This window comes from Roseateles sp. FW301-B2 (genome assembly GCF_058788955.1).
The window spans coordinates 37,175-59,646 of record NZ_JBYTBE010000004.1 but is presented as its reverse complement, the minus strand read 5'-3'; the positions used below and the strand labels follow the sequence as shown (position 1 = coordinate 59,646).

Below are 22,472 nucleotides of genomic sequence, written 5' to 3'. Positions count from 1 at the left end.
TCACCAGGCCAGGGCTTGGCCGTCGTAATTGAAAAAGCCGCCGTTGTGGGCGGGCTTGAGGGTGGCCAGCACGGTGCGCATGCCGGCCACGCTGGTGGTCACGTCGATGTCGGCGCCTTCGCCGCCCATCTCGGTGCGCACCCAGCCGGGGTGCAGGCTGATGCAGATGGCCTGCTCCTGCAGCAGCAGCGAGGCATCCTTGAGCACCGAATTCACCGCCGCCTTGGAGGCACGGTAAAGCCAGCCGCTGCCGCTGCTGCGCAGGCCGATGGAGCCCATGCGCGAGGAGATGATGGCCAGCCTGGCGCCCGGCGCGAGCGCCTCGCTCAGCTGCGGCAGCACGCGCATAGGCCCCAGCACATTGGTGTGCATCACCGCATCGAAATCGGCCTCGCTGGGCGTCTGCAGGCCGGCGATGCGCGGCCCGTAGACACCGGCCACGATGACGACCTCGTCGAACTGCTGGCCGTCGATCTGCCAGGCCAGGCCGGCAGCGCTGGCCGTGTCGGCCACATCGAGCCTGAGCGCGCTGGCGCCCAGCTCGCGCAGGCGCGCCAGGCCCTCCTCGCTGCGGGCCGTGGCCACCACCTGGGCACCGGCGGCGCGGTACTGGCGCACGAACTCGAGGCCGATGCCCCGCGAGGCGCCGATGACCAGGGCCTTGCTCATCAGAGCAGTTCCACGCCGACCGCCGACTGCCTTGCGCGGAGCTTCACAGGAGCTCCACGCCAACGGCAGTCGCTTCGCCGCCGCCGATGCACAGCGCTGCCACGCCGCGCTTCAGGCCGCGGTGCTTCAGCGCGCCCAGCAGGGTGACGATGATGCGGGCGCCCGAGGCGCCGATCGGGTGGCCCAGCGCGCAGGCGCCACCGTTCACGTTGACGATCTCGTGCGGCAGCTTGAACTCGGCCATCGCCGCCATGGTGACGGCGGCAAACGCTTCGTTGACTTCCCACAGATCCACGCTCTTGGCATCCCAGCCGTTCTTGGCCAGCAGCTTCTGGATCGCACCCACCGGGGCGGTGGTGAACCATTCCGGCGCATTCGCGTGCACGGCCGTACCGACGATGCGTGCCACCGGGGCCAGGCCCAGCTTGGCGGCGGTGCTCTCGCGCATCAGCACCATCGCGGCGGCGCCGTCGGAGATGCTGGACGAGGTGGCGGCGGTGATGGTGCCGTCCTTCTTGAAGGCGGGCTTGAGGCCGGCGATCTTGTCAAGCTTGGCCTTGAAGGGCTGCTCGTCCTTGTCGAACACGGTGTCACCGGCACGGCCGGCCACCGTCACCGGGGCGATTTCCCAGGCGAAGCTGCCGTCGGTGTTGGCGCGCTTGGCACGCTCGGTGGACGCGATCGCGAAGGCGTCCTGCGCCTCGCGCGTGAACGCGTACTTGGCCACGCATTGCTCGGCGAACACGCCCATGGCCTTGCCGCGCTCGTAAGCGTCTTCCAGGCCGTCCAGGGCCATGTGGTCATACATCTGCGCGGCGCCGTACTTCACGCCCTTGCGCGCGAACATCAGGTGGGGCGCATTGGTCATCGATTCCATGCCGCCGGCGATCAGGATGTCGGCGCTCTCGGCCTTCAGGGTGTCGTGCGCAAACATGGTGGCGCGCATGCCGGCGCCGCACATCTTGGACAGCGTCACCGCGCCCACCGATTGCGGCAGGCCGGCCTTGAGCACCGCCTGGCGCGCCGGGGCCTGGCCCTGGCCGGCCATCAGGCAGTTGCCGATGAAGGCTTCCTGGATGGCGTCGCCGGGCACGCCGGCGCGTTCGACCGCGGCCTTGATGGCCACGGCGGCCAGCTCCCAGGCCTGCAGGCCCGAGAAATCACCCAGCAGGCCACCGATGGGCGTGCGGGCGGCGGAGACGATGACGATGGAGTCGGACATGAGAGTTCTCCTTCAAAAAAGACTGACTACCTACTGGATCGGCAGTTCGCGATGCTCGGGCTCGGCCAGCAGCGGCGCTGCCTTGCCATACCTGGCATAGAAGCGCTTGTGCGCCTCATAGGGGAAGACGTCGTGCACATGGCCGGCCAGGATGCGCTGCTTGTGGCCCTGCCAGAACTCGGCGTCGAGAAGATCGGCGTGGTGGCGCATGAAGACCTCGCGCACACCCGGATGGCCCAAGAGAAAGGGGCCGAAGGTTTCGGGGAAGACGTCGCGCGGCCCGACGCGGTACCAGATCTCGCCCGACATCTCTTCCTCTTCATTGCGCGGCGCGGGCACGCGGCGGAAGTTGCAGTCGGTCAGGTATTCGATCTCGTCATAGTCGTAGAACACGACCTTGCCGTGGCGCGTCACGCCGAAGTTCTTCCACAGCATGTCGCCCGGGAAGATATTGGCGGCCACCAGATCCTTGATGGCATTGCCGTACTCGATCACCGCATGCTCGAGCTGCTGCGGCGTGGCTTCCTGCAGGTAGATATTGAGCGGCACCATGCGGCGCTCGATATAGACATGCTTGAGCACCAGGTCCTCGCCCTGCTCTTCCAGCAGGCTGGGGCAGAAGTGCCGGAGCTCGGCGATCAGCTCTTCATCAAAGCGGTAGCGCGGGAAGGCGACATTGCTGTACTCCAGCGTGTCGGCCATGCGGCCGACGCGGTCGTGCTGCTTCACCAGCAGGTACTTGCTCTGGATGAGCTCGCGCGAGGTCTCCTTCTGTGCCGGGAAGAAGTCCTTGATGAGCTTGAAGACGAAGGGGTAGCTGGGCAGGTCGAACACCAGCATCACCATGCCCTTGATGCCGGGCGCGATGCGGAACTTGTCGCTGCTGTGGCGCAGGTGGTAGAGGAAGTCGCGGTAGAACAGGTTCTTGCCGTGCTTCTGCAGGCCGATCGCGCTGTAGAGCTCGGCGCGCGGCTTGCGGGGCATCATCGAGCGCAGGAACTGCACGTAGGCGCTGGGCACCTCCATGTCCACCATGAAGTAGGCACGCGCAAAGCTGAACAGCATCAGCAACTCGTCCTCGCCGAACAGCGCCGCATCGATCTGCAGCAGACCGCGCTCGTTGTGCAGGATCGGCAGGGCAAACGGCGTCTCGGTGAAGCCGTTGATGATCTTGCCCACCAGGTAGGCGCCCTTGTTGCGATAGAACAGCGACGAGAGCACCTGGATCTGGAAATTGGTGCGCCAGCGGAACAGGCCCAGCTCGCGCTGCACCGCGCTCAGCACATGGTCGGCGTCGCGGCCCAGGTCCTCGAACTCGCGCTCGAGCTGGAAGTTGTTGACGATGCGCACCATGGTCTCGTGCATGGTCTCGCGCGTCGGGTAGTAGCAACGGAAGGTGGGCTTGGCAGCGGGCTCTTCGTTCTCGATGTATTCGGTGGAGACGGCCGGCCGCACAAAGATGAAATCGTTGTGGAAATAGCTGTGGTGCAGGATGCGCGTGCACACCGAGTTGAAGAAGGTCTCGGCCAGCTCGGGCTGGTGATGGTTGGTGAGCAGGCCGATGTAGTGCAGCTTGACCTGCTGCCAGACCTCCATCTCCAGCCGACTGGCCTGGAAGCGCTCCTCCAGCAGCGCGATGCCCTCGTCCACGCGCTTGTCGTAGAACTCGATGCGCTCGCGCTGGGCCCGCTGCTGGCCATGCCAGTCGCCGCGCTCGAAGCGCTGCTTGGCCTCGGCCGAGGTGGCGCGGAACAGGCGGTAATGACGATTGAAGCCACCGAGCATGGTCTGCGCGATCTCGAAGGCGCGCGAGTCGGTGAGCTTCTGGGGGAACATCGCGGCTCTGTGCTGAGGGTCAGTCTGCCGAGCTTATCCGGGCCCGCTCGTAGCGGGCCTTGACGGCGCTCAAGGCTTTCTGGAAGGCCGCGGCCAATTGGTCCGCGGCGGCCACCGTGATGCGCAGATCCTCCAGCAGGCCGTTGTGCAGGCCATAGACCCAGCCATGCACCACCACCTCCTGGCCGCGCGCCCAGGCATCCTGCACCACGGTGGTCTGGCAGGCGTTGCGGGCCTGCTCCAGCACGTTCAGCTCGCACAGGGCGTTGACGCGCTGGTTGGCGTCGATGCTGTCCAGCCATTCGTGATGGTGGTTGCGCACGTCCTGCACATGGCGCAGCCAGTTGTCCACCAGGCCGGTGCGCACGTCCAGCAGCGCCGCCTTCACGCCGCCGCAGTTGGAATGGCCGACGACGATGATGTGCTTGACCTTCAGCGCATCCACCGCGAACTGCATCACCGAGAGGCAGTTGAGGTCCGAGTGCACCACCACATTGGCGACATTGCGGTGCACGAACAGCTCGCCCGGCAGCAGGTTCACCAGCTCGTTCGCCGGCACCCGGCTGTCGGCGCAGCCTATCCACAGGTATTGCGGCGTCTGCTGCTTGAGCAGGCGCGAGAAAAACCCGGGTTCGCGCGCCTCGGTCTCGGCGGCCCATTGCTTGTTGCTGTCCAGCAGTTCTTGAAGTTCAGTACTCATGGCGGCATTGTCGCGGTGGCGGCGGGTCGCTGTGCTTACATGGTCTCCGCGAACAGCTCGCGGCCGATCAGCATGCGGCGGATCTCCGAGGTGCCGGCGCCGATTTCATACAGCTTGGCATCGCGCCACAGACGGCCCAGCGGGTATTCGTTGATATAGCCGTTGCCACCAAAGATCTGCACGCCCTCGCCGGCCATCCAGGTGGCCTTTTCGGCGGTCCAGAGGATCACCGAGGCGCAGTCCTTGCGCACCTGGCGCACATGCTCGCTGCCCAGCAGGTCGAGGTTCTTGGCCACCGTGTAGGCAAAGCTGCGGCCGGCCTGCAGCACGGTGTACATGTCCGCCACCTTGCCCTGGATGAGCTGAAACTCGCCGATGCTCTGGCCGAACTGCTTGCGGTCGTGGATGTAGGGGATGACGTTGTCCATCACGCTTTGCATGATGCCCAGCGGGCCGCCGGTGAGCACGGCGCGCTCATAGTCCAGGCCCGACATCAGCACCTTGGCGCCGCCGTTCACCGCACCCAGCACGTTCTCGGCCGGCACCTCGACGTTCTGGAACACCAGCTCGCCGGTATGGCTGCCGCGCATGCCCAGCTTGTCGAGCTTCTGTGCGATTGAGAAACCCTTCATGCCCTTTTCGATCAGGAAGGCGGTGACGCCGCGCGCGCCCAGCTCGGGCTCGGTCTTGGCGTAGACCACCAGGGTGTCGGCATCGGGGCCGTTGGTGATCCACATCTTGTTGCCGTTGAGCAGGTAAACCCCACCCTTGTCCTCGGCCTTGAGCTTCATGCTGATGACGTCGGAGCCGGCGCCCGGCTCGCTCATCGCCAGCGCCCCGACATGCTCGCCGCTGATCAGCTTGGGCAGGTACTTGGCCTTCTGCGCCGCGTTGCCGTTGCGGTTGATCTGGTTCACGCAGAGGTTGCTGTGCGCGCCGTAGGACAGGCCCACCGAGGCCGAACCGCGGCTGATCTCCTCCATCGCCACCATATGCGCCAGATAGCCCATATTGGCGCCGCCGTATTCCTCGGACACGGTCACGCCCAGGATGCCCAGCTCGCCCATCTTGCGCCACAGATCCATGGGGAACTGGTCGCTGTGGTCGATCGCCGCGGCACGCGGGGCGATCTCGGCGTCGGCAAAGGCGCGCACGGTGTCGCGCAGCGCGTCGATGTCTTCGCCGAGTTGGAAGTTCAGGCCGGGCAGATTCATGGTTTGTCTCCTACTTTTCAATGTTTGAGGCCGTCGCGGCCCAGAACCGTCATCACGGTGGCGCTCATGGTCGCCACCAATTTTTCTTCGCCGCCGGCCTCGAACCCGTAGGCACGGCCCTCGACCACGCTGATGGTACGACCGGCCTTGGCCACCTGGCCCTCGAAGCGGAACAGCGGCCCGCGCGCCGGCGCAAGCAGATTGATCTTGAATTCGATCGTCAACACCGCCGCATCGGCCGGCATCAGGCTGTAGGCGGCATAGCCGCAGGCCGAGTCCAGCGCCGTGGACACGATGCCGGCATGCAGGAAGCCGTGCTGCTGGCACAACTCGGGCTTGTGCGCCATGGTGATCAACACCCTGCCAGCCTCCACCGCGCCCAACTCCGCGCCCAGCGTCTTCATCACCGCCTGCAGGGCGAAGGAATCGCGCACCCGCTGGGCGTAATGCTGATCCGCTGCTTGCATGGGTCGGCTCCTGCTTGGGTTGACTTACGTTTACGTAAACGTCAATTGTAAGGGCTCAGCAGCGTCCGGCGCCCCCTGCAGAATTACCTAAGCACTTATCAGAGGAAGCGTTCCAGCAGCTTCTTGGAGCCACGATCCAGCGCGAAGCGATCCTGCACCATGAACTGCAGGCCGTGGCTGGTGGTGATGAGCAGACGCCCCTCGCCCAGGCGGCGGATGTCTTCCTCGGTCTTGAGGATGAAGCTGGCCTCGCCGCGGTCGGTCTCCACCGTCCAGAGGCTGGGGGTGGAGAAGGTCGAGACCTTTTTCAGCCGCGTCACCGTGGGGGTGAACTCACGGGCGGCAAATTCGCTCTCCAGCAGCTCGCGCTCGGGCCTGGGCAGGGCCGAGAGTCGGTCAATCCAGGCCAGCTCATGGCCGTCCGGCCCGACCAGGGAGACGCCCTCGTCGGGCGCCGAGATCGGGTGGGCGCGCACCGGGTTCACGCCCACATGCTCGACACCCTCGGCATCGATCAGCACCAGGCGCCCATAGGCGTTGCGGGCGAGTTGCTGGTAAGGGGGAGTCGTCGTCATGCTCATGCGGCCTCCGCCGTGTGGGCGCTGGGGTTGGGCAGGGTGATAGGCTCGGGCTCGCCCTCGTCCATGCGGCGCGCCTGTGCCTCGTAGAGGCGCCAGTAGGCACCCTGCTTGGCCATCAACTCGTCGTGCGGGCCCACTTCCACCACCTGGCCGCGGTCCATCACCACCAGGCGATCGGCCTTGCGCAGCGTCGAGAGGCGGTGGGCAATGGCGATGGTGGTGCGGCCCTGCACCAGATTGTCCAGCGCCTTCTGGATCTCCTTCTCGGTCTCGGTGTCCACCGAGGAGGTGGCTTCGTCGAGGATCAGCAGGCGCGGGTTGATCAGCAGCGCGCGCGCAATCGAGATGCGCTGGCGCTCGCCGCCCGAGAGGCCCTGGCCGCGCTCGCCCACCAGCGAGTCGTAGCCCTGCGGCAGGCGCAGGATGAATTCATGCGCATGGGCAGCGCGCGCCGCGGCCACGATCTCCTCGCGCGTGGCCTCGGGCTTGCCGTAGGCGATGTTCTCGGCAATCGTGCCGAAGAACAGGAAGGGCTCCTGCAGCACCAGGCCGATGTGCTGGCGGTAGTCGGCCACGCCGATGCGGCGCAGGTCCACGCCGTCCACCTTGATGGAACCCTCGGTGACGTCGTAGAAGCGGCAGATCAGGTTCACCAGCGTGCTCTTGCCCGAGCCGCTGTGGCCCACCAGGCCGATCATCTCGCCGGGCTGGATGTCCAGGCTCAGGCCGCGGATGACGGCACGGTTGCCATAGCGGAAACCGATGTCCTGCATCTGGATGCCGCCCCTGACCTGCTCCAGCTTGGTCGGGTTGACGGGCTCCGGCACATTCGATTGATGGTCGAGGATGTCGAAGATGCGCTTGGCGCCGGCGGCGGCCTTCTGCGTCACCGAGACGATGCGGCTCATCGAATCCATGCGGCCATAGAAGCGGCCGATATAGGCCAGGAAGGAGGTCAGCACACCGACCGTGATGTCCTGCTTGGAGACCAGGTAGATGCCGAAGGCCCAGACCACCAGCAGGCCCATCTCGGTGAGCAGCGAGACGGTGGGGCCGAACAGGCTCCAGGTCTTGTTGAGCCGGTCATTGACCTGCAGATTGTTCTGGTTGGCGTCCTTGAAGCGCTTGGCCTCGCGCCGCTCCTGGGCAAAGGCCTTGACCACGCGGATGCCGGGAATGGTGTCGGCCAGCACGCTGGTGACCTCGCCCCAGACCCGATCGATCTTCTCGAAGCCGGTGCGCAGGCGGTCGCGCACCAGGTGGATCATCCAGGCGATGAAGGGCAGCGGCACCAGGGTGGCCAGCGCCAACCAATGGTTGATGGAGAACAGGATGATGGCCGTCATCGCCAGCATCAGCACGTCGGTGATGAAGTCCAGCGCATGCAGGGAGAGGAACACGCTGATGCGGTCGGTCTCGGAGCCGATACGCGACATCAGGTCGCCGGTGCGCTTGTTGCTGAAGTACTCCAGCGAGAGGCTCAGCAGGTGCTCGAAGGTGTTGGTGCGCAGATCGGCGGCGATGCGCTCGGAGACCAGCGCCAGGATATAGGTCTTGGCCCAGCCCAGGATCCAGGACACCAGGCCCGCGCCCAGCAGGCCGCTCAGGTACAGGGCCACCAGCCAGGGGTCGATCTTGTGGCCCTGCTGGAAGGGGATCAGCACCTCGTCCATCAGCGGCCGGTACAGATAGGGGCCGACCAGGGTGGCGCCGGTGGCGCCCAGCATGAGCAGAAAACCCAGCAAGAGCTGACCCTGGTAGGGGCGCGCAAAGCGCCACAGGCGCAGCAACACCCAGGTGGAGGGCGGCGTATGCAGCTCGCGCGCGCAGGTGGGGCATTCCTCGTTGTCGGGCGGCGGCGGCAAGGGGGCGTGGCAGCTGGGGCAGAACTCCAGCTCCTCGGCCTGGGCGCGCTCGGGCTCGTCGCGGCGCTCGAAGGCCTCCTGCCAGCGCTGCGCCTGCAAATTGATCTGCAAGGTGAAGCGCCACTGGGCCAGGCGTTGCGTTTGATCCACAAGTTCCAGGCAACCGACCCCGGCATGGTCCGAAATCTTCATCGCCAGGCCCGGATGCAGCGCCCATTCCGACCATTGCCGCGTGCCCGCATCCCAGGCCAGCAGGCGTTTGTTGGTGAGCACCAACAAGCTGCGCGCAAAGCGCAGCTGCGCGTCCAGGTCAACCTCCAGCGGGGCTACAACGTTCTCGTCTCTCGTGAGACGCGCCTGCAAGGTAGCCAATTCCGGATGCTGGTCCGGCGCGCCGTCGGGATGGTGATGCTGCATTTTGTGTTGTGCCAACTTCGCCCCGAGAGGGCCATGTTGCTGTGTTTGAGCGCTGATTTTCACTCAGAAGGACGCCGGCCAGCACCGGCGCGTATCAGAAGCAGGCGCTAACACCCCCGCCGCCAAACTCACCCCCGGTTGAGCGCACAATTACGCCTTGCCTTTTTCCCAGCCCTTGCAAAGACCCGACCCAGGCCCCTCACCCATGAGCAGACACGACGACATCAAGCTTTTGCGCGTCAACTATTTGCGGGGTCCCAATATGTGGACCTACCGCCCGGTCCTCGAAGTCTGGTTGGATCTGGGCAAGCTGGAGGACTTCCCCTCCAACCTGCTGCCGGGTTTCAACGATCGCCTCACCCATCAGCTGCCGGCCCTGATCGAGCACCATTGCGGCGTGGGCGAGCGCGGCGGCTTCATGCAGCGCCTCACCGAGGGCACCTGGATGGGCCATGTGCTGGAGCATGTGGTGATCGAGTTGCTGAACCTGTCGGGCATGCCCACCGGCTTCGGCCAGACCCGCAGCACCTCCGCCACCGGCGTCTACCGCATGGTGTTCCGCGCCCGCGACGAGCAGGTGGCGCGTGCCGCCCTGGCCGAGGGCCATGCGCTGCTGATGGCCGCCATCAACGCCGAGGCCTTTGACGTGAGCGCCGCTGTCGCCCGCGTGCGCGACAAGGTGGACGATTGCTACCTCGGCCCCAGCACCGCGGCGATCGTCGCTGCGGCGACGGATCGCCGCATCCCCCATATCCGCCTGAACGACGGCAACCTCGTGCAGCTGGGCCATGGCGCGCGCCAGCGCCGCATCTGGACGGCCGAGACCGACATGACCAGCGCGATCGCCGAAGGCATTGCGCGCGACAAGGACCTCACCAAGAGCCTGCTCAAGTCGGTGGGCGTGCCGGTGCCCGAGGGCCAGGCGGTGAAGAACGCCGACGAGGCCTGGGAAGCCGCCCAGGACCTGGGTCTGCCGGTGGTGGTGAAGCCCTCCGACGGCAACCACGGCCGCGGCGTCACCCTGGACCTGAAACGCGAGGCCGATGTGCGCGCCGCCTTCGAGCTGGCCGAGCGCAATGGCTCCGAGGTGCTGGTGGAGCGCAACATCCCCGGCAACGAGCACCGCCTGTTGGTGGTGGGCGGATCGGTGGTGGCCGCCGCGCGCGGCGACGAGGCCTGGATCACCGGCGACGGCAAGCACACGGTCGTGCAACTGGTGGATCAGCAGATCAACACCGACCCGCGCCGTGGCCTCACCGAAGACTTCCCGCTGAATCGCATCGACGTGCCCGAAGACGCCGTCATCCTGCTGGATCTGCAGCGTCAAGACCTGACCCCCGATGCCGTGCCGGCGGCCGGACAGCGCGTGCTGATCCAGCGCAACGGCAATGTGGCGATCGACTGCACCGCCCAGGTCCACCCCGAGGTGGCCCATGTGGTCTCGCTGGCCGCGCGCACCATCGGGCTGGACATCGCCGGCGTCGATCTGGTGAGCGAAGACATCTCCAGGCCGCTCTCGGAAACCGGCGGCGCCATCGTCGAGGTGAACGCCGGCCCCGGCCTCCTGATGCACCTGAAGCCCGCCGAGGGCATGCCCCAGCCGGTCGGTCAGGCCATCATCGACCACCTCTTCGCCGAGGACGAGAACGGTCGCATCCCCATCGTCGGCGTAACCGCCTCTGCAGGCGGCCAGCACATTACCCGCCTGGTGGCCTGGCTGCTGCACCTGAACGGCCGCCATGTGGGCCTGGCCTGCAACGACGGCCTCTTCCTCGGCACCCGCCGGGTCGAGAAGAAGCCCAGCGCGCGCTGGGATGCCGCGCACCGCCTGCTGATGAACCGCGGCGTGGACGCCGTGGTGGTGCAGAACAGCGCCGCCACCATCCTCACCGACGGCCTCGCCTATGACCGCTGCCAGGTCGGCGTGGTGACCGACACCGCCGCGCTGGGCCAGCTGGACGAGCACGACATCCGCACCCACGACCAGCTCTTCAAGGTGTTGCGCACCCAGATCGACGTGGTGCTGTCCGACGGCGCCGCGGTGCTGAATGCCGCCGACCCGCAGCTGGTGGAAATGGCCGAGCTCTGCGATGGCGAGGTGGTGTTCTACGCGCTCGACAGCGACGCCCTTGCCGCCCACCGCGACAAGGGCGGCCGCGCGGTCTTCCTGCAGGGCGGCGCCGCGGTGCTGGCGCAGGGCGCTTCCGAAACCTCGGGCGCCAATATCGAGGCCCTGATGAAGCGCTTCGCCGCTGCCGGCCAGGCCACCGATGCGGCCACCCTGCTGGCCGCGGTGGCCACCGCCTGGGCCCTCAACATCTCCCCCGAACTGATCTCGGCCGGCCTGGACACCTTCGTGCCCGAACTCGCCCAATAAGCAACCCACATAGAAGACCGAGCACCATGGAAGTCTCTCGCACCCGAGCCCTGCGTGGCCCCAATATGTGGAGCCGTCACACCGCCATCGAGGCGGTGGTGATGTGCAACGAAGCCGAACGCTCCATCACCGACATGGCCGGCTTCGAGGCCCGCCTGCGCGCCCTCTTCCCCAGCATCGGCGCCCTGCGGCCGGCCAGCGCCCAGCGCGTCGCGATCTCGCTGGCCCATGTGCTGGAGCAGGCCACCCTGGCCCTGCAGGCCCAAGCCGGCTGCCCGGTGACCTTCAGCCACACCCATGTGACCTCGGAAGAGGGCACCTACCAGGTGGTGGTCGAGTACAGCGAGGAAGACGTGGGCCGCCTGGCCTTCGAGCAGGCCGTGCGCCTGGTCAGCGCCGCCATGGACGGCGGCACGTTTGACAGCGAGGCCGTGCTGGCCAAGCTGCGCGAGCTGGACGAAGACGTGCGCCTGGGCCCTTCCACCGGCTCCATCGTCGATGCCGCGGTGAAGCGCGGCGTGCCCTTCCGCCGCCTCACCCAGGGCAGCCTGGTGCAGTTCGGCTGGGGCGCCAAGCAGCGCCGCATCTGGGCCGCCGAGGTCGACGCCACCAGCGCGGTGAGCGAGTCGATCGCCCAGGACAAGGATCTCTCCAAGCGCCTGCTGCAATCCGCCGGCGTGCCGGTTCCCATCGGTGCGCCGGTGGACACGCCCGACGAGGCCTGGGCCGTGGCCGAAGAGATCGGCCTGCCGGTGGTGGTGAAGCCGGTGGACGGCAACCAGGGCAAGGGCGTGACCGTCAACGTGACGACGCGCCAGCAACTGGATGAGGCCTACAAGGCCGCCGACGAGATCGGCCAGGTGATGGTGGAGAAGTTCCTGCCCGGCAGCGACTACCGCCTGCTGGTGATCGGCGACAAGTTGATCGCCGCCGCGCGCCGCGATCCCCCGCATGTGATCGGCGACGGCGTGCACACTGTCAAGCAGCTGGTCGACAAGGTCAACGCCGACCCCAAGCGCGGCGACGGCCATGCCACCTCGCTCACCAAGATCCGCTTCGACGACATCGCCGTGGCGCGCCTGGTGCAGCAAGACCTGACCCCGGAATCGGTGCCCGAGAAGGGCCGCCGCGTGATCCTGCGCAACAACGCCAACCTCTCCACCGGCGGCACCGCCACCGATGTGACGGACGATGTGCATCCCGATGTGGCGGCACGCGCCGTGGCCGCCGCCCAGGTGGTGGGCCTGCATGTCTGCGGCGTCGACGTGGTGGCCGAGAGCGTGCTGCGCCCGCTGGAAGAGCAGAGCGGCGGTATCGTCGAGGTGAACGCCGCGCCCGGCCTGCGCATGCATCTCTCGCCCAGCTATGGCAAGGGCCGCAATGTCGGCGAGGCCATCATCAGCCACCTCTACGGCCATGGCCAGAAGAGCGAAGACGGCCGCATCCCGGTGGTGGCCGTCACCGGCACCAATGGCAAGACCACCACCTCGCGCCTGATCGCCCATCTGTTCGCCACCATGGGCCTGCGCGTGGGCATGACGAATACCGACGGCGTCTATGTGGACGGCCGCCAGATCGACAGCGGCGATTGCTCGGGCCCCAAGAGCGCGCGCAATGTGCTGATGCACCCCGATGTGGAAGCGGCCGTGTTCGAGACCGCGCGCGGCGGCGTGCTGCGCGAGGGCCTGGGTTTTGACCGCTGCCAGGTGGCCGTGGTCACCAACCTCGGCGAGGGCGACCACCTCGGCATGAACTTCCTCAACACCGTGGAAGAGCTGGCCCTGGTGAAGCGCGTGATCGTGCAGAACGTGGCGCCCAGCGGCTATGCGGTGCTGAACGCCGCCGACCCGGTGGTGGCCAATATGGCCAGCGTGTGCCCGGGCCAGATCATCTATTTCGCGGCCGACCGCCACCACCCGCTGATGGCCACCCACCGTGCCCAGGGCAAGCGCTGCGTCTATGTGGACGGCGACCAGCTGGTGGCCGCGCAAGGCTCCTGGCGCGAAAGCATCCCGCTGCGCGACATCCCCATCACCCGCCACGGCAGCATCGGCTTCCAGGTCGAGAACGCCATGGCCTCGGTGGCGGCGGCCTGGGGCGTGGGCTTGGACTGGGACACCATCCGCCGCGGCGTCGGCAGCTTTGCCAATGATGCCGACAACGCGCCCGGCCGCTTCAATGTGATGGACTACCGCGGCGCCACCGTGATCGCCGACTACGGCCACAACGGCGATGCGATGCGCGCCCTGGTCGCCGCCGTGCAGGCCATGCCGGCCAAGAAGCGCTCGGTGGTGATCTCGGGTGCCGGCGACCGCCGCGACGAGGACATCCGCATCCAGACCCAGATCCTCGGCGATGCCTTCGACGACGTGCTGCTGTTCCAGGATGCCTGCCAGCGCGGCCGCGAGGACGGCGAGGTGCTGGCGCTGCTGCGCCAGGGCCTGGAAGGCGCCAAGCGCGTGAGCCACGTCGACGAGATCCGCGGCGAGTTCATCGCCATCGACACCGCGCTGGCGCGCCTGCAGCCGGGCGACCTCTGCCTGGTGCTGGTGGACCAGGTGGAAGAGGCGCTGGCGCATCTGGCGCAGCGCATCAGCGCGGGCTGAGCAGGTCCAGGTCCAGGCTGCGCTCCAGCAGCCAGACCAGGGCCAGCAGGGCAATCAGCAGCGAGCCGCCGCCCAGCACCCAACGCGGGTAGCCGGGCCGGCGCCGCAGGCCCCATACCAGGCCCATGAAGCCCGCCACCACAGCGAGCTGGCCGAGTTCCACGCCCAGGTTGAACATCAGCAACGGCCCGGCCAGGGCCTCGCGCTGCAGGCCCAGCTCCCTGAGCGCGCTGGCGAAGCCGAAGCCGTGCACCAGGCCGAAGGCAAAGGTCAGGCGCCAACGGCCATGCAACAGCAGCGGCCAGAGATTGTTCAGCGCCGCCAGCAGCACCGAGGCGGCGATCAGCGACTCGACCCAGCGCGAGGGCGGGCTCAGGATCTCGAAGGCGGCCAGCGCCAGCGTGATGCTGTGCGCCAGCGTGAAGGCGCTCACCACCCCCAGCACATCCAGCAGCACGGGCCGCAGCGGCGTAGCGGGCCGCCAATGATTCCCCTCCCGCACCAGCACCGCCGGCAGCAGCAGCGCGAGCAGGAAGAGGATGTGGTCCAGGCCGATCCAGATATGGTGCACGCCATCGCGCAGCACGCTCAGCAGGCTGTGCGCTGCACCCAGGCGCAGCGGCGTGGCGTGGCCATCGGGGGCCAGCACCAGGGTCTGCGCCGCCCCGGCGGGCCCGCGCAGGATCAGCACGCCACGGTGCGTGGGGTCGCTGGCGGCAAAGAGGCGGTAGCTGAGGGTCAGGTCTTGCGCGGGGGCGCGGCATTGCCAGCGCCGCTGCAGCACCGCGTAGCGGCCATCGCTGCGGGTTTCGATCTGCAGCGGGGCCAGGGCTTGCGGCACGCAGCGGCCGCCATCGGCATCCGTCAGCGTCATGTCCAGGCCCTGCCGGGCCAGCTGGTCGATCTCCCCGGCGCGCGCCCTCAGCTCGCCCCAGCTCAGCTGGCCGTTGTCATCCGCGTCCAGCTGCAGCTCGCGGTCCAGATCGCGCAGCGCGATGTCGACGCGCTCGCTGAGCCCCGTGGCATCGGCCTCCAAGATCAGATAGGCATCGCTGGCCTTGTGGGCCTGGGCAGCGCCGGCGCACAGCAGCAGCAACCACACCATCAGCGCCCGCTTCATGAGGCAGCGCTCCAGCGCGCATCCTGCATGCCGCTCTCGCGCCGGAACTGCTCGAACGCCTGCCGCGCCTGCGCCACCAATGGCTTGGGCGCGGCCGGCAACTGCGCCGCGCGCCGCAGCAGCCAGGCATCGGCCGGCTCGCGCTGCAGAGCCCAGTTGGCGATCGCCTGTTGCAGGGCTGCGCCGGCATCGGGCCGCACATCGAGGGCGTAGCGCGCCCGCTCGCGCGCATGGGCGCTGCCGTCGCCGCGCAGGGCGGCGGCCTCGAAGCGCTCTTGGAGCTGCGCGGCCGCCTCGCTGGCGCGCGCATCGCCGCCGGCACGCCAGGCAATCGCCAGGCGCAGCAGCAGGGCATCGGGCAGGCGCATCAGCTCGGCCTGGTCGGACTGGTGGGCCAGCACCAGCGCGGCGGCCTCGGCCCAGCGCTTGCGCGCCAGCAGCCAGTCGGCCAGCGCGGCGCGCGTGTAGATGGAAGGTTCGGCCTGCAGGGCCTGGCGGTACAGCGCCTCCGCTTCGGCCAGGCCACGGCGCTCGGCCAGTTCGGCGCGCAACAAAAGGATCCAGGCCGCGGGCGCCTGCGGGTAGCGGGCCAGTTGGGCCAGGGCCGCGGCAGCGCTCTCGTTGCGGCCTTGCAGGCTGTCCAGCTCGGCCAGGCAGGCGCGGCCATGCACCTGCACAGCTGCGCCCAGGGCCGCATAGCTGAGCCCGGCCAGGCGCGTGCAGGCGCTGCGCGCCTCGGGCCAACGGCCGCGCAGCTGCAGCAGGGCGGCGCGCGTCAGCTCGGCCTGGGCCCGCAGCGCCAGCGGCGTGGAAGCACTCGCCAGCAGCGCATCCAGATCCTGCAGGGCGGCATCGAAGCGATGTTGGGTCTGCAGCATGCTGGCACGCAGCAGGCGCACCGCCGGCGGCGGCGCGGGCAGGTGCCACCAGGGTGCCAGCAGCGCCTGGGCCCGGCCCAGTTCGCGCGGGTCGCCCTCCTGCCGCGCGCGCTGCAGGGCGGCCTGCGCCAGGCCCAGCGCCTGCGGCAGCGCCAGGCCCTGGCGCGGCACGGCCGCCAGGCGCCGCGGCAACTGCTCCAGCACCTCCTCATCCGCCTGCGGCGTGTAGGGGCTGGCCAGGCCGCGCAGACTGAGAAGCAGCAGGACGAGGAGGCTCGGCAGTCTGCGCATCGCCACCTCAGCTGACCGTCAGGGGTTCGTCGCTTTCGCTGGCGGGCGGCATGCTCAGCTTGTCGGTCGTCAGCGGCTCATCGCTCTCGCTCGCCGCCTGGCTCTGGCCCAGCGTGAACTGGGTGTAGGCGCCGGGGGAGACCAGCGCGCTCTCAGGCACCTCGGTGAGCAGCACCGGTGGCGGCGGTGGGGGCGGCGGTGCTGCCGCTTCGTCGCTGCCGCCACAGGCGGCCAGCAGGCCGCTTGCGAGCAGGGCCAGGGCGTGAATGGATTGCTGCTTCATGGCGCCCTCCTCAGTTGGTGCCGCCAACCGGCGTGTAGAGGTAGGGGAAGCTGCCCAGCAGCGGCACCGTGGCCTGGTCCACCGCATCGTGCAGCTTCAGCGAGGTTGCGCCCAGCGGCACATTGGCAGGTTTGCAGCTGGCGCCGAAGCCGAGCGCATCGTTGTCGCCATTGGCCATGCAGAGCCCACCCATCACCGCCACCAGGGCCACGTCCACCACATCGTCCTTGGGGCGGCGGCCGTTCGGGAAGCCGGCGTTGTCCTTGCCGCCGGCCAGGAGGTTGCCGACGATGCCCAACCGGTTCTGCTGCGCGAACGGCACCGGCGCGATCTGGGTGTTGAGGCGCAGCATCTCCGAGGCCACCACATGGGCGGGCTGGTTGACGCCCTTGATGCCGGTGAGGAAGGCCGTCACCAGATCGGTACGCGGTAGGTTCTTGGGCGCCGTGCCGGGGATGGCGAGCACCGTCTCGATCAGGGCCGACAGGGTCGGGTTGGTAACGTAATTGGCGAACTGCGCGTCATCTTTGGGCTTGGAGCTGTTGAAGCGGTCCTTGTCCGGCAGGCCGATCACCACCTCGTTCACCAGGGGCATGCCCAGCCGCGAGACCTGCACCCAGGCGCCGCCGGCCTTGTCGGTGTTCTGGTGGCCGGGCTTGGGCGCGGGGTCGAGCACGCGTGCCTGGCGCAGGCTGGCGGTGGTCCAGCCGCCGATCACCGGCTCGTTGGCGCTGGCCAAACAGCTCTTGTGCACTTCCAGGGCCAGGGTGGTGACGTTCTTGTCGTCCAGCTGGTTGGGCACCGCGCCGATCAGGGTCGGGTCGGTGATCACCGAGACCGGCGCATTCACCAGGTCGAAGATGGTGCCGAGGTTGACGGCGAAAGGATCCTTGCGCTGGCCCACGAAGACCTTGCCGGGCATGGCGCAGCCGGGGATGTTGACGCTGTAAATGTGCTTGGCCGCATAGGCCTCGTAGTTGGCGATGGTCTTCTTGCCGATGTTGTCCACCGGCTTGTCGAAGCTGCTCGCGCCGCTGCTGGCATTGGTGACCGACTGGCGCTGGCCGCTGCGACGGTCGCCACGCACGATGTCCAGCGTGAAGCTCTCGTTCACGTTCAGCGCCGCGGCACGCGGCTCGCTGATGGTGCCGGCCTGTATCAGCGGGATCGCCACGCTCTTGTCGCCAATCGTCAGCGCGATGCTGTTGAGCTTGTTCTTGAAGCGGAACTGGAAGGTGATGTCTTCCTTGGCGTCGCCATTGGTGTCGAGATGGATCTCGTAGAGCGCGTTCGGGTCCAGCGAGAAGTAGTTGGGGCCGCCATAGGCATCCTGCAGCGGCAGGTAGTTGGCGATCAGGGTCACGTAGTCGCCACGGCCCTGTTCATAGCTCATGAACATATAGAAATCGCTGGCATCCACCTTGGGCACGGTGGTGATGAAGGGCGCCTCGCGGTGGCTGGAGGCCAGGGCCGCGGTGGCGGCCAGCATGGCGGCGCTGAAGCTCAGCAAACGCAGGGTGGGAAGTGCTTGTTGCATCTGGGTCTCCTTGATGGGGTGGGCGACTGCTTCGCCCACTGCAGGCCTTTACGCCGGCGCTGCCCGAGCGGACGCAGCCCACCCTGCGCATTGGTCGGGCTTGCATCCAAGTGGCGCCGGCCTGCGTAGCCCATTCCATGAGCACCACCACCCCCACCGCGCGCAGCCAGGAGCTTGCCGCCCTGCTCGCCCGCATCGCCCTGGGCGACCGCGCCGCCTTCGAGGCCCTCTACCGCGCCACCAGCGGCCCGCTGTTCGGCGTGGTGCTGCGCGTCAACAGCGACCGCGGCCAGGCCGAGGAGGTGTTGCAGGAGGTCTATGTGAACATCTGGCGCGCCGCCGCGGGCTACCAGGCCCAGCAAAGCCAGCCGCTCACCTGGCTCACCAGCATCGCGCGCAACCGCGCCATCGACAGCCTGCGCCGCCGCGCCACTGAGCCCGCCACCGTGAGCCGCTACGGCAGCCCGGGCACGGGCGATGAGGGCGACGAAGCAGAGGATCTGCTGGAGAAGCTGGCCTCGGAGCAGGCCGGCCCGCTGGACCTGCTGGAGCAGGCCACGCGCTCGCATGCGCTGGAGCGCTGCATGCAGGGGCTCAGCGGCGAGCAACGCTCCAGCCTGGCGCTGGCCTATTACCAGGGCTTCAGCCATGCCGAGGTGGCCGAGCATCTGGCCCAGCCCCTGGGCACGGTGAAGAGCTGGGTACGCCGCGGCCTGCAAAGCCTCAAGCTGTGCCTGGACCGCGCTGCCGGCTTGCTCGGCACGGGTGCCGCCGGGGAGTCCGCCTGATGGATTACAGCCGCCCCCGCCTGGCCGAGAAGCTCGCCGCCGAATACGCGCTGGGCACGCTGCGCGGCCCCGCACGCCGCCGTTTCGAACAGCTGTTGCCGGCCCACCCCGCGCTGGCCCGCGAAGTGGCGCGCTGGCAGCTGCGCCTGCAGGCCCTGGCCAGCCCGGTGGCCGCGGTGCAGCCGCCCGCGCATCTCTGGCCCGCCATCCAGCGCCGCCTGTTTGGCGCGCCGCAACCCGCGCCGCGCTGGTGGCAGCGCCTGAGCCTGTGGCAGGGCTTCAGCGGCGCCGCCAGCGCGCTGGCGCTCACCGCCCTGCTGTTGCTGAACCAGCCCCAGCCGGTACAGCCGCCGCTGGTGATCGTGATGAACAGCACCGCCGAGGGGGCGGCGCTGGTGAAGGCCGGCTTCGTGGCCATTGTCAGCGCCGATGGCCGGGCCCTGGTGCTCAAGCCGCTGGGCCCGCTCACGCTCGCGCAGGGCCGCGCGCTGGAACTCTGGGCCGTGCCGGCGCAGGGCGCACCGCGCTCGCTGGGCCTGGTGGCCGACGACCGCGCCACCACCGTGCTGCGCGCCAAGCTGCTGCAGAACACCGCCGCCTTTGCCGTCAGCCTGGAGCCCGGCGGTGGCTCGCCCACCGGCGCGCCCACCGGGCCCATCGTCTCGGCGGGCAGGGTCTGAGCCTCAGCGCCCGACCTTGCCGGGCAGGCTCAGCTGCCCCGACGCCACCTTGAACACATCCACCACGCACAGCAGCGGGTTGTGCACGCTGGCGTTCACGCGCAGCGCCGCCGTCACACCGTCGAAGCCGGCGGACTCCAGCACGCCGATGTCGTCGAAGGGCACACGCACCTCCAGGCTCTGCCCCTTGAAGATCGGGCTCCAGCCCGGGCTGTCGATCAGGATGGGCAGGCCGGGCCAGGTCTTGGGCAGGCGCGGCTTGGCGCCTGCGGGAATGTCCACCACCTTCAGCGCGCCCTCCTGGCCACAGGCGGCGTCGGGCTGCAGCACCACCCAATGCGAATGCCACAGCCTGCCATCGTTGCCGGCCTTGCCATCGCCGTCCTCATCGAAGAGTGGCGTGTCATCGAAATCGGGGTGCGCGGTCACCGCCAGGGCCAGGATGCCCGCCTTGGGCTCGAAGCCCACCAGCGCCGGGTCGAGCGTGGTGGGCCAGACATAGGAGAACACCGTGCTGCCGGCCAGCTTGCCGCTGGCGGCGGGTTTGCTGGCGCCCGCCCGGCCGGACACGGCCATATGAAACACCGCCACCCGACCCTCGGTTGTGATTCGGGTGTGGACGATGTCGAAGCTCGGCTTGACGGCCGGGCCGGGCTCGCTCCGGATGCCACCGGCATGCGTGTCGTCATGCGCCATGACATGGGCGGCCGCCACGGTGAGGGACAGGGCGAGGCTGAGGGCGGGGAAGCGCTGCATATGGAAGTTCCTTTTGAGTTCGGCCTTGTGGGATGCCCCTGCATCCCGGCACCCGCCCAGTGTCTCGGCCCAAACGCTACGATGCGTATCGCAAAATCTTCAAAACAAACCTAATCGTCCAGATGAATGAAGCCATCGACCGCCTCTCAGCCCTGCTGGAACGCTTCAGGGTGCGCGCCCATCTGTTCCACAACGGCCCCTTGTGCGGCGTGACGCACTTCGCCGCCGAGCCGGGGCGAGGCTTTCTGCATGTGATGCGGCGCGGCGAGATGGTGGTGACGCACCGCCGCGGCAGCGGGGCGCCGGCAAGGCTGCGGCTGCGCGAGCCCAGCCTGCTGTTCTATCCGCGCCCGCTGGCGCATGACTTTCATAACGCGCCCATGGAGGGTGCGGATTTCGTCTGCGCCACGCTGGATTTCGAGGGCGGCGAATCGCATCCGCTGGTGCGCGCCCTGCCCGCCTGCATCGCCCTGCCGCTGGCCGGCGTCGACGGGCTGGAGCACACCCTGGCCCTGCTGTTTGCCGAGACCGAGCGGCTGCGCTGCGGCCAGCGCCTGCTGGCCGACCGCTTGTTCGAGGTGCTGCTGCTGCAGCTGCTGCGCTGGCTGCTGGACCACCCCGAGCAGGGGGGCATCTCGCTGGGTCTGCTCAGCGGCCTGGCCGAGCCACGCCTGGCGCGCGCCCTCACCGCCCTGCACGAGGCACCCGGCCAGGCCTGGTCGCTCGAGCGCATGGCGCAGCAGGCCGGCATGTCGCGCAGCGCCTTTGCCCTGCGCTTCAAGGCGGTGGTGGGCGAGGCGCCGGCCGAGTACCTGGCCCACTGGCGGCTCGGCATTGCCCAGGCGCAGCTCCGGCAGGGCCGCTCGATCAAGGCGATCGCGGCCGAGCTGGGCTACGCCAACGCCTCGGCACTCTCGCGCCTGTTTGCACAAAAGACCGGCCAGGCACCGCGCGCCTGGCTGCAGGCTCAGGCTTGATCGAGCGACGAGGGCAGCGCCCCGAGGCCGACGCGCACACGCAGCCAGGCCCAAAACCGCGCGAGCAGGCCCGCCGGCGGTGCTGCCGGCACGGGCAGCACCGGCAACTGCGGCTGCCGCGCCTGCAACGCCCGCTCCAGGCGCGCAAAGAAGTCGCCGATGATCTTCTGCGCCGCGGCGTCCACCACGCGCGAGCCGATCTGGGCCAGCTTGCCGCCGATCTGCACATCGGCGCTGTAGTGCAGCAGGCAGCGCTGCTCGTCGATGACGCTCAGCCTCACCTGGGCCAGGCCCTTGCCGAAGCCGGCCACGCCGCCCTGCCCCTCGAAGCGCATGGCGTAGGACACCGGCGCCACCACGTCCTGCATCTGCAGCTGGCCCTTGAAGCGCGCACGCACCGGCCCCACCGCGGCCATCACCAGCAGCTGCAGCTGCTCGCCCTCGCGCGTGAGCGATTCGCAGCCGGGGATACAGGCCTGCAGCATGGCCTCGTCGTTGAGCGCCGCCCAGGCTTCGGCCTGCGAGCAGGGCAGCTCGCGTTGATTCTCGATCTTCATGCTCAGGCCTCCGGTGTGGCAGGCAACGGCGCCACCGGCACGGCGGCATGGCCATGCTTGGCCGCCAGCACCGCGTGCCAGTCGCGCCAGGCCCGGCCCGGATGCACCTCGCCGCAGTTGGTGCAGCGGCGCTCGGCCTCGGGGCTGGCGTAGAACCGCTTGTACAGCGGCGGCAGGTCGCCCACGATGCTTTGCAGCTGCACCTCGTGGCGCTGGATCAGCGTGCCGCAATGGGCGCAGTACCACTGGAAGGCATCGGTCACGCCGGCGGCGCGCTGGCGTTCGATCACGGTGCACAGGCTGCCCGGCTCGGGGCGCTGCGGCGAATGCTGCACATGGGCGGGCAGCAGAAAGATGTCGCCCTCGCGCAGGTCCACGCGCTCGAACTGGCCGCGGTCCCACAGGATCAGGTGGGCATTGCCCTTGAGCTGGTGGAAGAACTCCTCGTGCGGGTCGTCGTGGAAATCGCTGCGGTGGTTGGGGCCGCCCACCACGGTGCAGATGAAATCGGCGTTCTGCCAGATCTGCTGGTTGCCTACCGGCGGCTTGAGATCGGCGGCATGGTCGGCGATCCATTGGGCGAAGTTGAGGGGGCGTCCGTAGCTCAGCATGATGATGGTGATCTTTCTAGGCTGGGGTGATTGTGGTGGG

The 22,472-nt window shown here is 68.4% G+C and carries 20 protein-coding genes; 5 read left to right on the top strand and 15 right to left on the bottom strand.

Annotation, left to right across the window (positions count from 1 at the left end):
• From AC3WQY_RS04510 to AC3WQY_RS04475, 8 genes are all read right to left on the bottom strand, one after another.
• Positions 1-669, bottom strand: coding sequence for an SDR family oxidoreductase (locus AC3WQY_RS04510; protein ID WP_492706165.1), 669 nt, complete (start codon positions 667-669; stop codon positions 1-3).
• A 43-nt stretch (positions 670-712) separates the two neighbouring features.
• Positions 713-1,891 carry an acetyl-CoA C-acyltransferase gene (locus AC3WQY_RS04505; protein ID WP_492706163.1) on the bottom strand — a complete coding sequence of 393 codons (1,179 nt, stop codon included), beginning with the start codon at positions 1,889-1,891 and terminating at the stop codon, positions 713-715.
• 30 nt (positions 1,892-1,921) lie between these two features.
• Positions 1,922-3,727: a bifunctional isocitrate dehydrogenase kinase/phosphatase gene (gene aceK / locus AC3WQY_RS04500; RefSeq protein WP_492706161.1), complete on the bottom strand. Its 1,806-nt coding sequence runs from the start codon at positions 3,725-3,727 to the stop codon at positions 1,922-1,924.
• Between the two features lie 19 nt (positions 3,728-3,746).
• Positions 3,747-4,427, bottom strand: coding sequence for a carbonate dehydratase (can, locus tag AC3WQY_RS04495; protein ID WP_492706159.1), 681 nt, complete (start codon positions 4,425-4,427; stop codon positions 3,747-3,749).
• 35 nt (positions 4,428-4,462) lie between these two features.
• Positions 4,463-5,641: an isovaleryl-CoA dehydrogenase gene (locus AC3WQY_RS04490; protein WP_285235503.1), complete on the bottom strand. Its 1,179-nt coding sequence runs from the start codon at positions 5,639-5,641 to the stop codon at positions 4,463-4,465.
• A 17-nt stretch (positions 5,642-5,658) separates the two neighbouring features.
• On the bottom strand, positions 5,659-6,108 hold the full coding sequence (locus tag AC3WQY_RS04485) for a PaaI family thioesterase (protein ID WP_492706157.1): 450 nt from the start codon (positions 6,106-6,108) through the stop codon (positions 5,659-5,661).
• A gap of 98 nt (positions 6,109-6,206) precedes the next feature.
• Positions 6,207-6,683 (bottom strand): cyanophycin metabolism-associated DUF1854 family protein, encoded by a 477-nt coding sequence (locus tag AC3WQY_RS04480; RefSeq protein ID WP_492706155.1) that lies wholly within the window; start codon positions 6,681-6,683, stop codon positions 6,207-6,209.
• Positions 6,684-6,685: 2 nt separating this feature from the next.
• Positions 6,686-8,971 carry a cyanophycin metabolism-associated ABC transporter gene (locus AC3WQY_RS04475; protein ID WP_285235500.1) on the bottom strand — a complete coding sequence of 762 codons (2,286 nt, stop codon included), beginning with the start codon at positions 8,969-8,971 and terminating at the stop codon, positions 6,686-6,688.
• 205 nt (positions 8,972-9,176) lie between these two features.
• On the opposite strand from AC3WQY_RS04475, the gene AC3WQY_RS04470 reads away from it, so the two are divergent.
• Positions 9,177-11,348, top strand: coding sequence for a cyanophycin synthetase (locus AC3WQY_RS04470; RefSeq protein WP_492706153.1), 2,172 nt, complete (start codon positions 9,177-9,179; stop codon positions 11,346-11,348).
• Between the two features lie 26 nt (positions 11,349-11,374).
• The gene (gene cphA, locus AC3WQY_RS04465; protein WP_285235498.1) at positions 11,375-13,954 is read left to right on the top strand and encodes a cyanophycin synthetase; all 2,580 of its coding nucleotides are present in this window, start codon (positions 11,375-11,377) and stop codon (positions 13,952-13,954) included.
• Here the strand turns inward: cphA and AC3WQY_RS04460 are convergent.
• Genes AC3WQY_RS04460 through AC3WQY_RS04445 form a run of 4 tightly spaced genes read right to left on the bottom strand, consistent with a single transcriptional unit; the run spans position 13,941 to position 18,063 of the window.
• Complete coding sequence (locus AC3WQY_RS04460; RefSeq protein ID WP_492706151.1) at positions 13,941-15,074, bottom strand: HupE/UreJ family protein; 1,134 nt, start codon at positions 15,072-15,074, stop codon at positions 13,941-13,943. The genes cphA and AC3WQY_RS04460 overlap by 14 nt on opposite strands.
• Positions 15,071-16,243, bottom strand: a complete 1,173-nt coding sequence (locus AC3WQY_RS04455) for a hypothetical protein (RefSeq protein ID WP_492706149.1) — start codon at positions 16,241-16,243, stop codon at positions 15,071-15,073. Before AC3WQY_RS04455 ends, AC3WQY_RS04460 begins: the two co-directional genes overlap by 4 nt.
• Positions 16,244-16,250: 7 nt before the next feature.
• Positions 16,251-16,526 (bottom strand): hypothetical protein, encoded by a 276-nt coding sequence (locus tag AC3WQY_RS04450; protein ID WP_492706147.1) that lies wholly within the window; start codon positions 16,524-16,526, stop codon positions 16,251-16,253.
• 10 nt (positions 16,527-16,536) lie between these two features.
• Positions 16,537-18,063 (bottom strand): DUF4331 domain-containing protein, encoded by a 1,527-nt coding sequence (locus AC3WQY_RS04445; protein WP_492706145.1) that lies wholly within the window; start codon positions 18,061-18,063, stop codon positions 16,537-16,539.
• A 137-nt stretch (positions 18,064-18,200) separates the two neighbouring features.
• Here AC3WQY_RS04445 and AC3WQY_RS04440 point away from each other — a divergent pair, with 137 nt between their 5' ends.
• Entirely contained in the window at positions 18,201-18,851 is a 651-nt protein-coding gene (locus AC3WQY_RS04440; RefSeq protein ID WP_492706143.1) for a sigma-70 family RNA polymerase sigma factor, read from the top strand.
• Positions 18,851-19,531 carry an anti-sigma factor gene (locus AC3WQY_RS04435; RefSeq protein WP_492706141.1) on the top strand — a complete coding sequence of 227 codons (681 nt, stop codon included), beginning with the start codon at positions 18,851-18,853 and terminating at the stop codon, positions 19,529-19,531. Before AC3WQY_RS04440 ends, AC3WQY_RS04435 begins: the two co-directional genes overlap by 1 nt.
• 3 nt (positions 19,532-19,534) lie before the next feature.
• Here AC3WQY_RS04435 and AC3WQY_RS04430 read toward each other — a convergent pair whose 3' ends face one another.
• The gene (locus AC3WQY_RS04430) at positions 19,535-20,287 is read right to left on the bottom strand and encodes a hypothetical protein (RefSeq protein ID WP_492706139.1); all 753 of its coding nucleotides are present in this window, start codon (positions 20,285-20,287) and stop codon (positions 19,535-19,537) included.
• Between the two features lie 122 nt (positions 20,288-20,409).
• Here AC3WQY_RS04430 and AC3WQY_RS04425 point away from each other — a divergent pair, with 122 nt between their 5' ends.
• Positions 20,410-21,264, top strand: a complete 855-nt coding sequence (locus tag AC3WQY_RS04425; RefSeq protein ID WP_285235488.1) for an AraC family transcriptional regulator — start codon at positions 20,410-20,412, stop codon at positions 21,262-21,264.
• Here the strand turns inward: AC3WQY_RS04425 and AC3WQY_RS04420 are convergent.
• Entirely contained in the window at positions 21,255-21,821 is a 567-nt protein-coding gene (locus tag AC3WQY_RS04420; RefSeq protein WP_492706137.1) for an SRPBCC family protein, read from the bottom strand. The two genes, AC3WQY_RS04425 and AC3WQY_RS04420, sit on opposite strands and share 10 nt — an antisense overlap.
• A 2-nt stretch (positions 21,822-21,823) precedes the next feature.
• Entirely contained in the window at positions 21,824-22,432 is a 609-nt protein-coding gene (locus tag AC3WQY_RS04415; protein ID WP_492706135.1) for a 3-hydroxyanthranilate 3,4-dioxygenase, read from the bottom strand.
• Between the last annotated feature and the right edge of the window lie 40 nt (positions 22,433-22,472).

Bases quoted from the DNA above. Each gene is read 5' to 3' on its own strand.
- AC3WQY_RS04510 (WP_492706165.1), bottom strand. From the start codon at position 669: ATGAGCAAGGCCCTGGTCATCGGCGCCTCGCGGGGCATCGGCCTCGAG.
- AC3WQY_RS04505 (WP_492706163.1), bottom strand. From the start codon at position 1,891: ATGTCCGACTCCATCGTCATCGTCTCCGCCGCCCGCACGCCCATCGGT.
- aceK (WP_492706161.1), bottom strand. From the start codon at position 3,727: ATGTTCCCCCAGAAGCTCACCGACTCGCGCGCCTTCGAGATCGCGCAG.
- can (WP_492706159.1), bottom strand. From the start codon at position 4,427: ATGAGTACTGAACTTCAAGAACTGCTGGACAGCAACAAGCAATGGGCC.
- AC3WQY_RS04490 (WP_285235503.1), bottom strand. From the start codon at position 5,641: ATGAATCTGCCCGGCCTGAACTTCCAACTCGGCGAAGACATCGACGCG.
- AC3WQY_RS04485 (WP_492706157.1), bottom strand. From the start codon at position 6,108: ATGCAAGCAGCGGATCAGCATTACGCCCAGCGGGTGCGCGATTCCTTC.
- AC3WQY_RS04480 (WP_492706155.1), bottom strand. From the start codon at position 6,683: ATGACGACGACTCCCCCTTACCAGCAACTCGCCCGCAACGCCTATGGG.
- AC3WQY_RS04475 (WP_285235500.1), bottom strand. From the start codon at position 8,971: ATGCAGCATCACCATCCCGACGGCGCGCCGGACCAGCATCCGGAATTG.
- AC3WQY_RS04470 (WP_492706153.1), top strand. From the start codon at position 9,177: ATGAGCAGACACGACGACATCAAGCTTTTGCGCGTCAACTATTTGCGG.
- cphA (WP_285235498.1), top strand. From the start codon at position 11,375: ATGGAAGTCTCTCGCACCCGAGCCCTGCGTGGCCCCAATATGTGGAGC.
- AC3WQY_RS04460 (WP_492706151.1), bottom strand. From the start codon at position 15,074: ATGAAGCGGGCGCTGATGGTGTGGTTGCTGCTGCTGTGCGCCGGCGCT.
- AC3WQY_RS04455 (WP_492706149.1), bottom strand. From the start codon at position 16,243: ATGCGCAGACTGCCGAGCCTCCTCGTCCTGCTGCTTCTCAGTCTGCGC.
- AC3WQY_RS04450 (WP_492706147.1), bottom strand. From the start codon at position 16,526: ATGAAGCAGCAATCCATTCACGCCCTGGCCCTGCTCGCAAGCGGCCTG.
- AC3WQY_RS04445 (WP_492706145.1), bottom strand. From the start codon at position 18,063: ATGCAACAAGCACTTCCCACCCTGCGTTTGCTGAGCTTCAGCGCCGCC.
- AC3WQY_RS04440 (WP_492706143.1), top strand. From the start codon at position 18,201: ATGAGCACCACCACCCCCACCGCGCGCAGCCAGGAGCTTGCCGCCCTG.
- AC3WQY_RS04435 (WP_492706141.1), top strand. From the start codon at position 18,851: ATGGATTACAGCCGCCCCCGCCTGGCCGAGAAGCTCGCCGCCGAATAC.
- AC3WQY_RS04430 (WP_492706139.1), bottom strand. From the start codon at position 20,287: ATGCAGCGCTTCCCCGCCCTCAGCCTCGCCCTGTCCCTCACCGTGGCG.
- AC3WQY_RS04425 (WP_285235488.1), top strand. From the start codon at position 20,410: ATGAATGAAGCCATCGACCGCCTCTCAGCCCTGCTGGAACGCTTCAGG.
- AC3WQY_RS04420 (WP_492706137.1), bottom strand. From the start codon at position 21,821: ATGAAGATCGAGAATCAACGCGAGCTGCCCTGCTCGCAGGCCGAAGCC.
- AC3WQY_RS04415 (WP_492706135.1), bottom strand. From the start codon at position 22,432: ATGCTGAGCTACGGACGCCCCCTCAACTTCGCCCAATGGATCGCCGAC.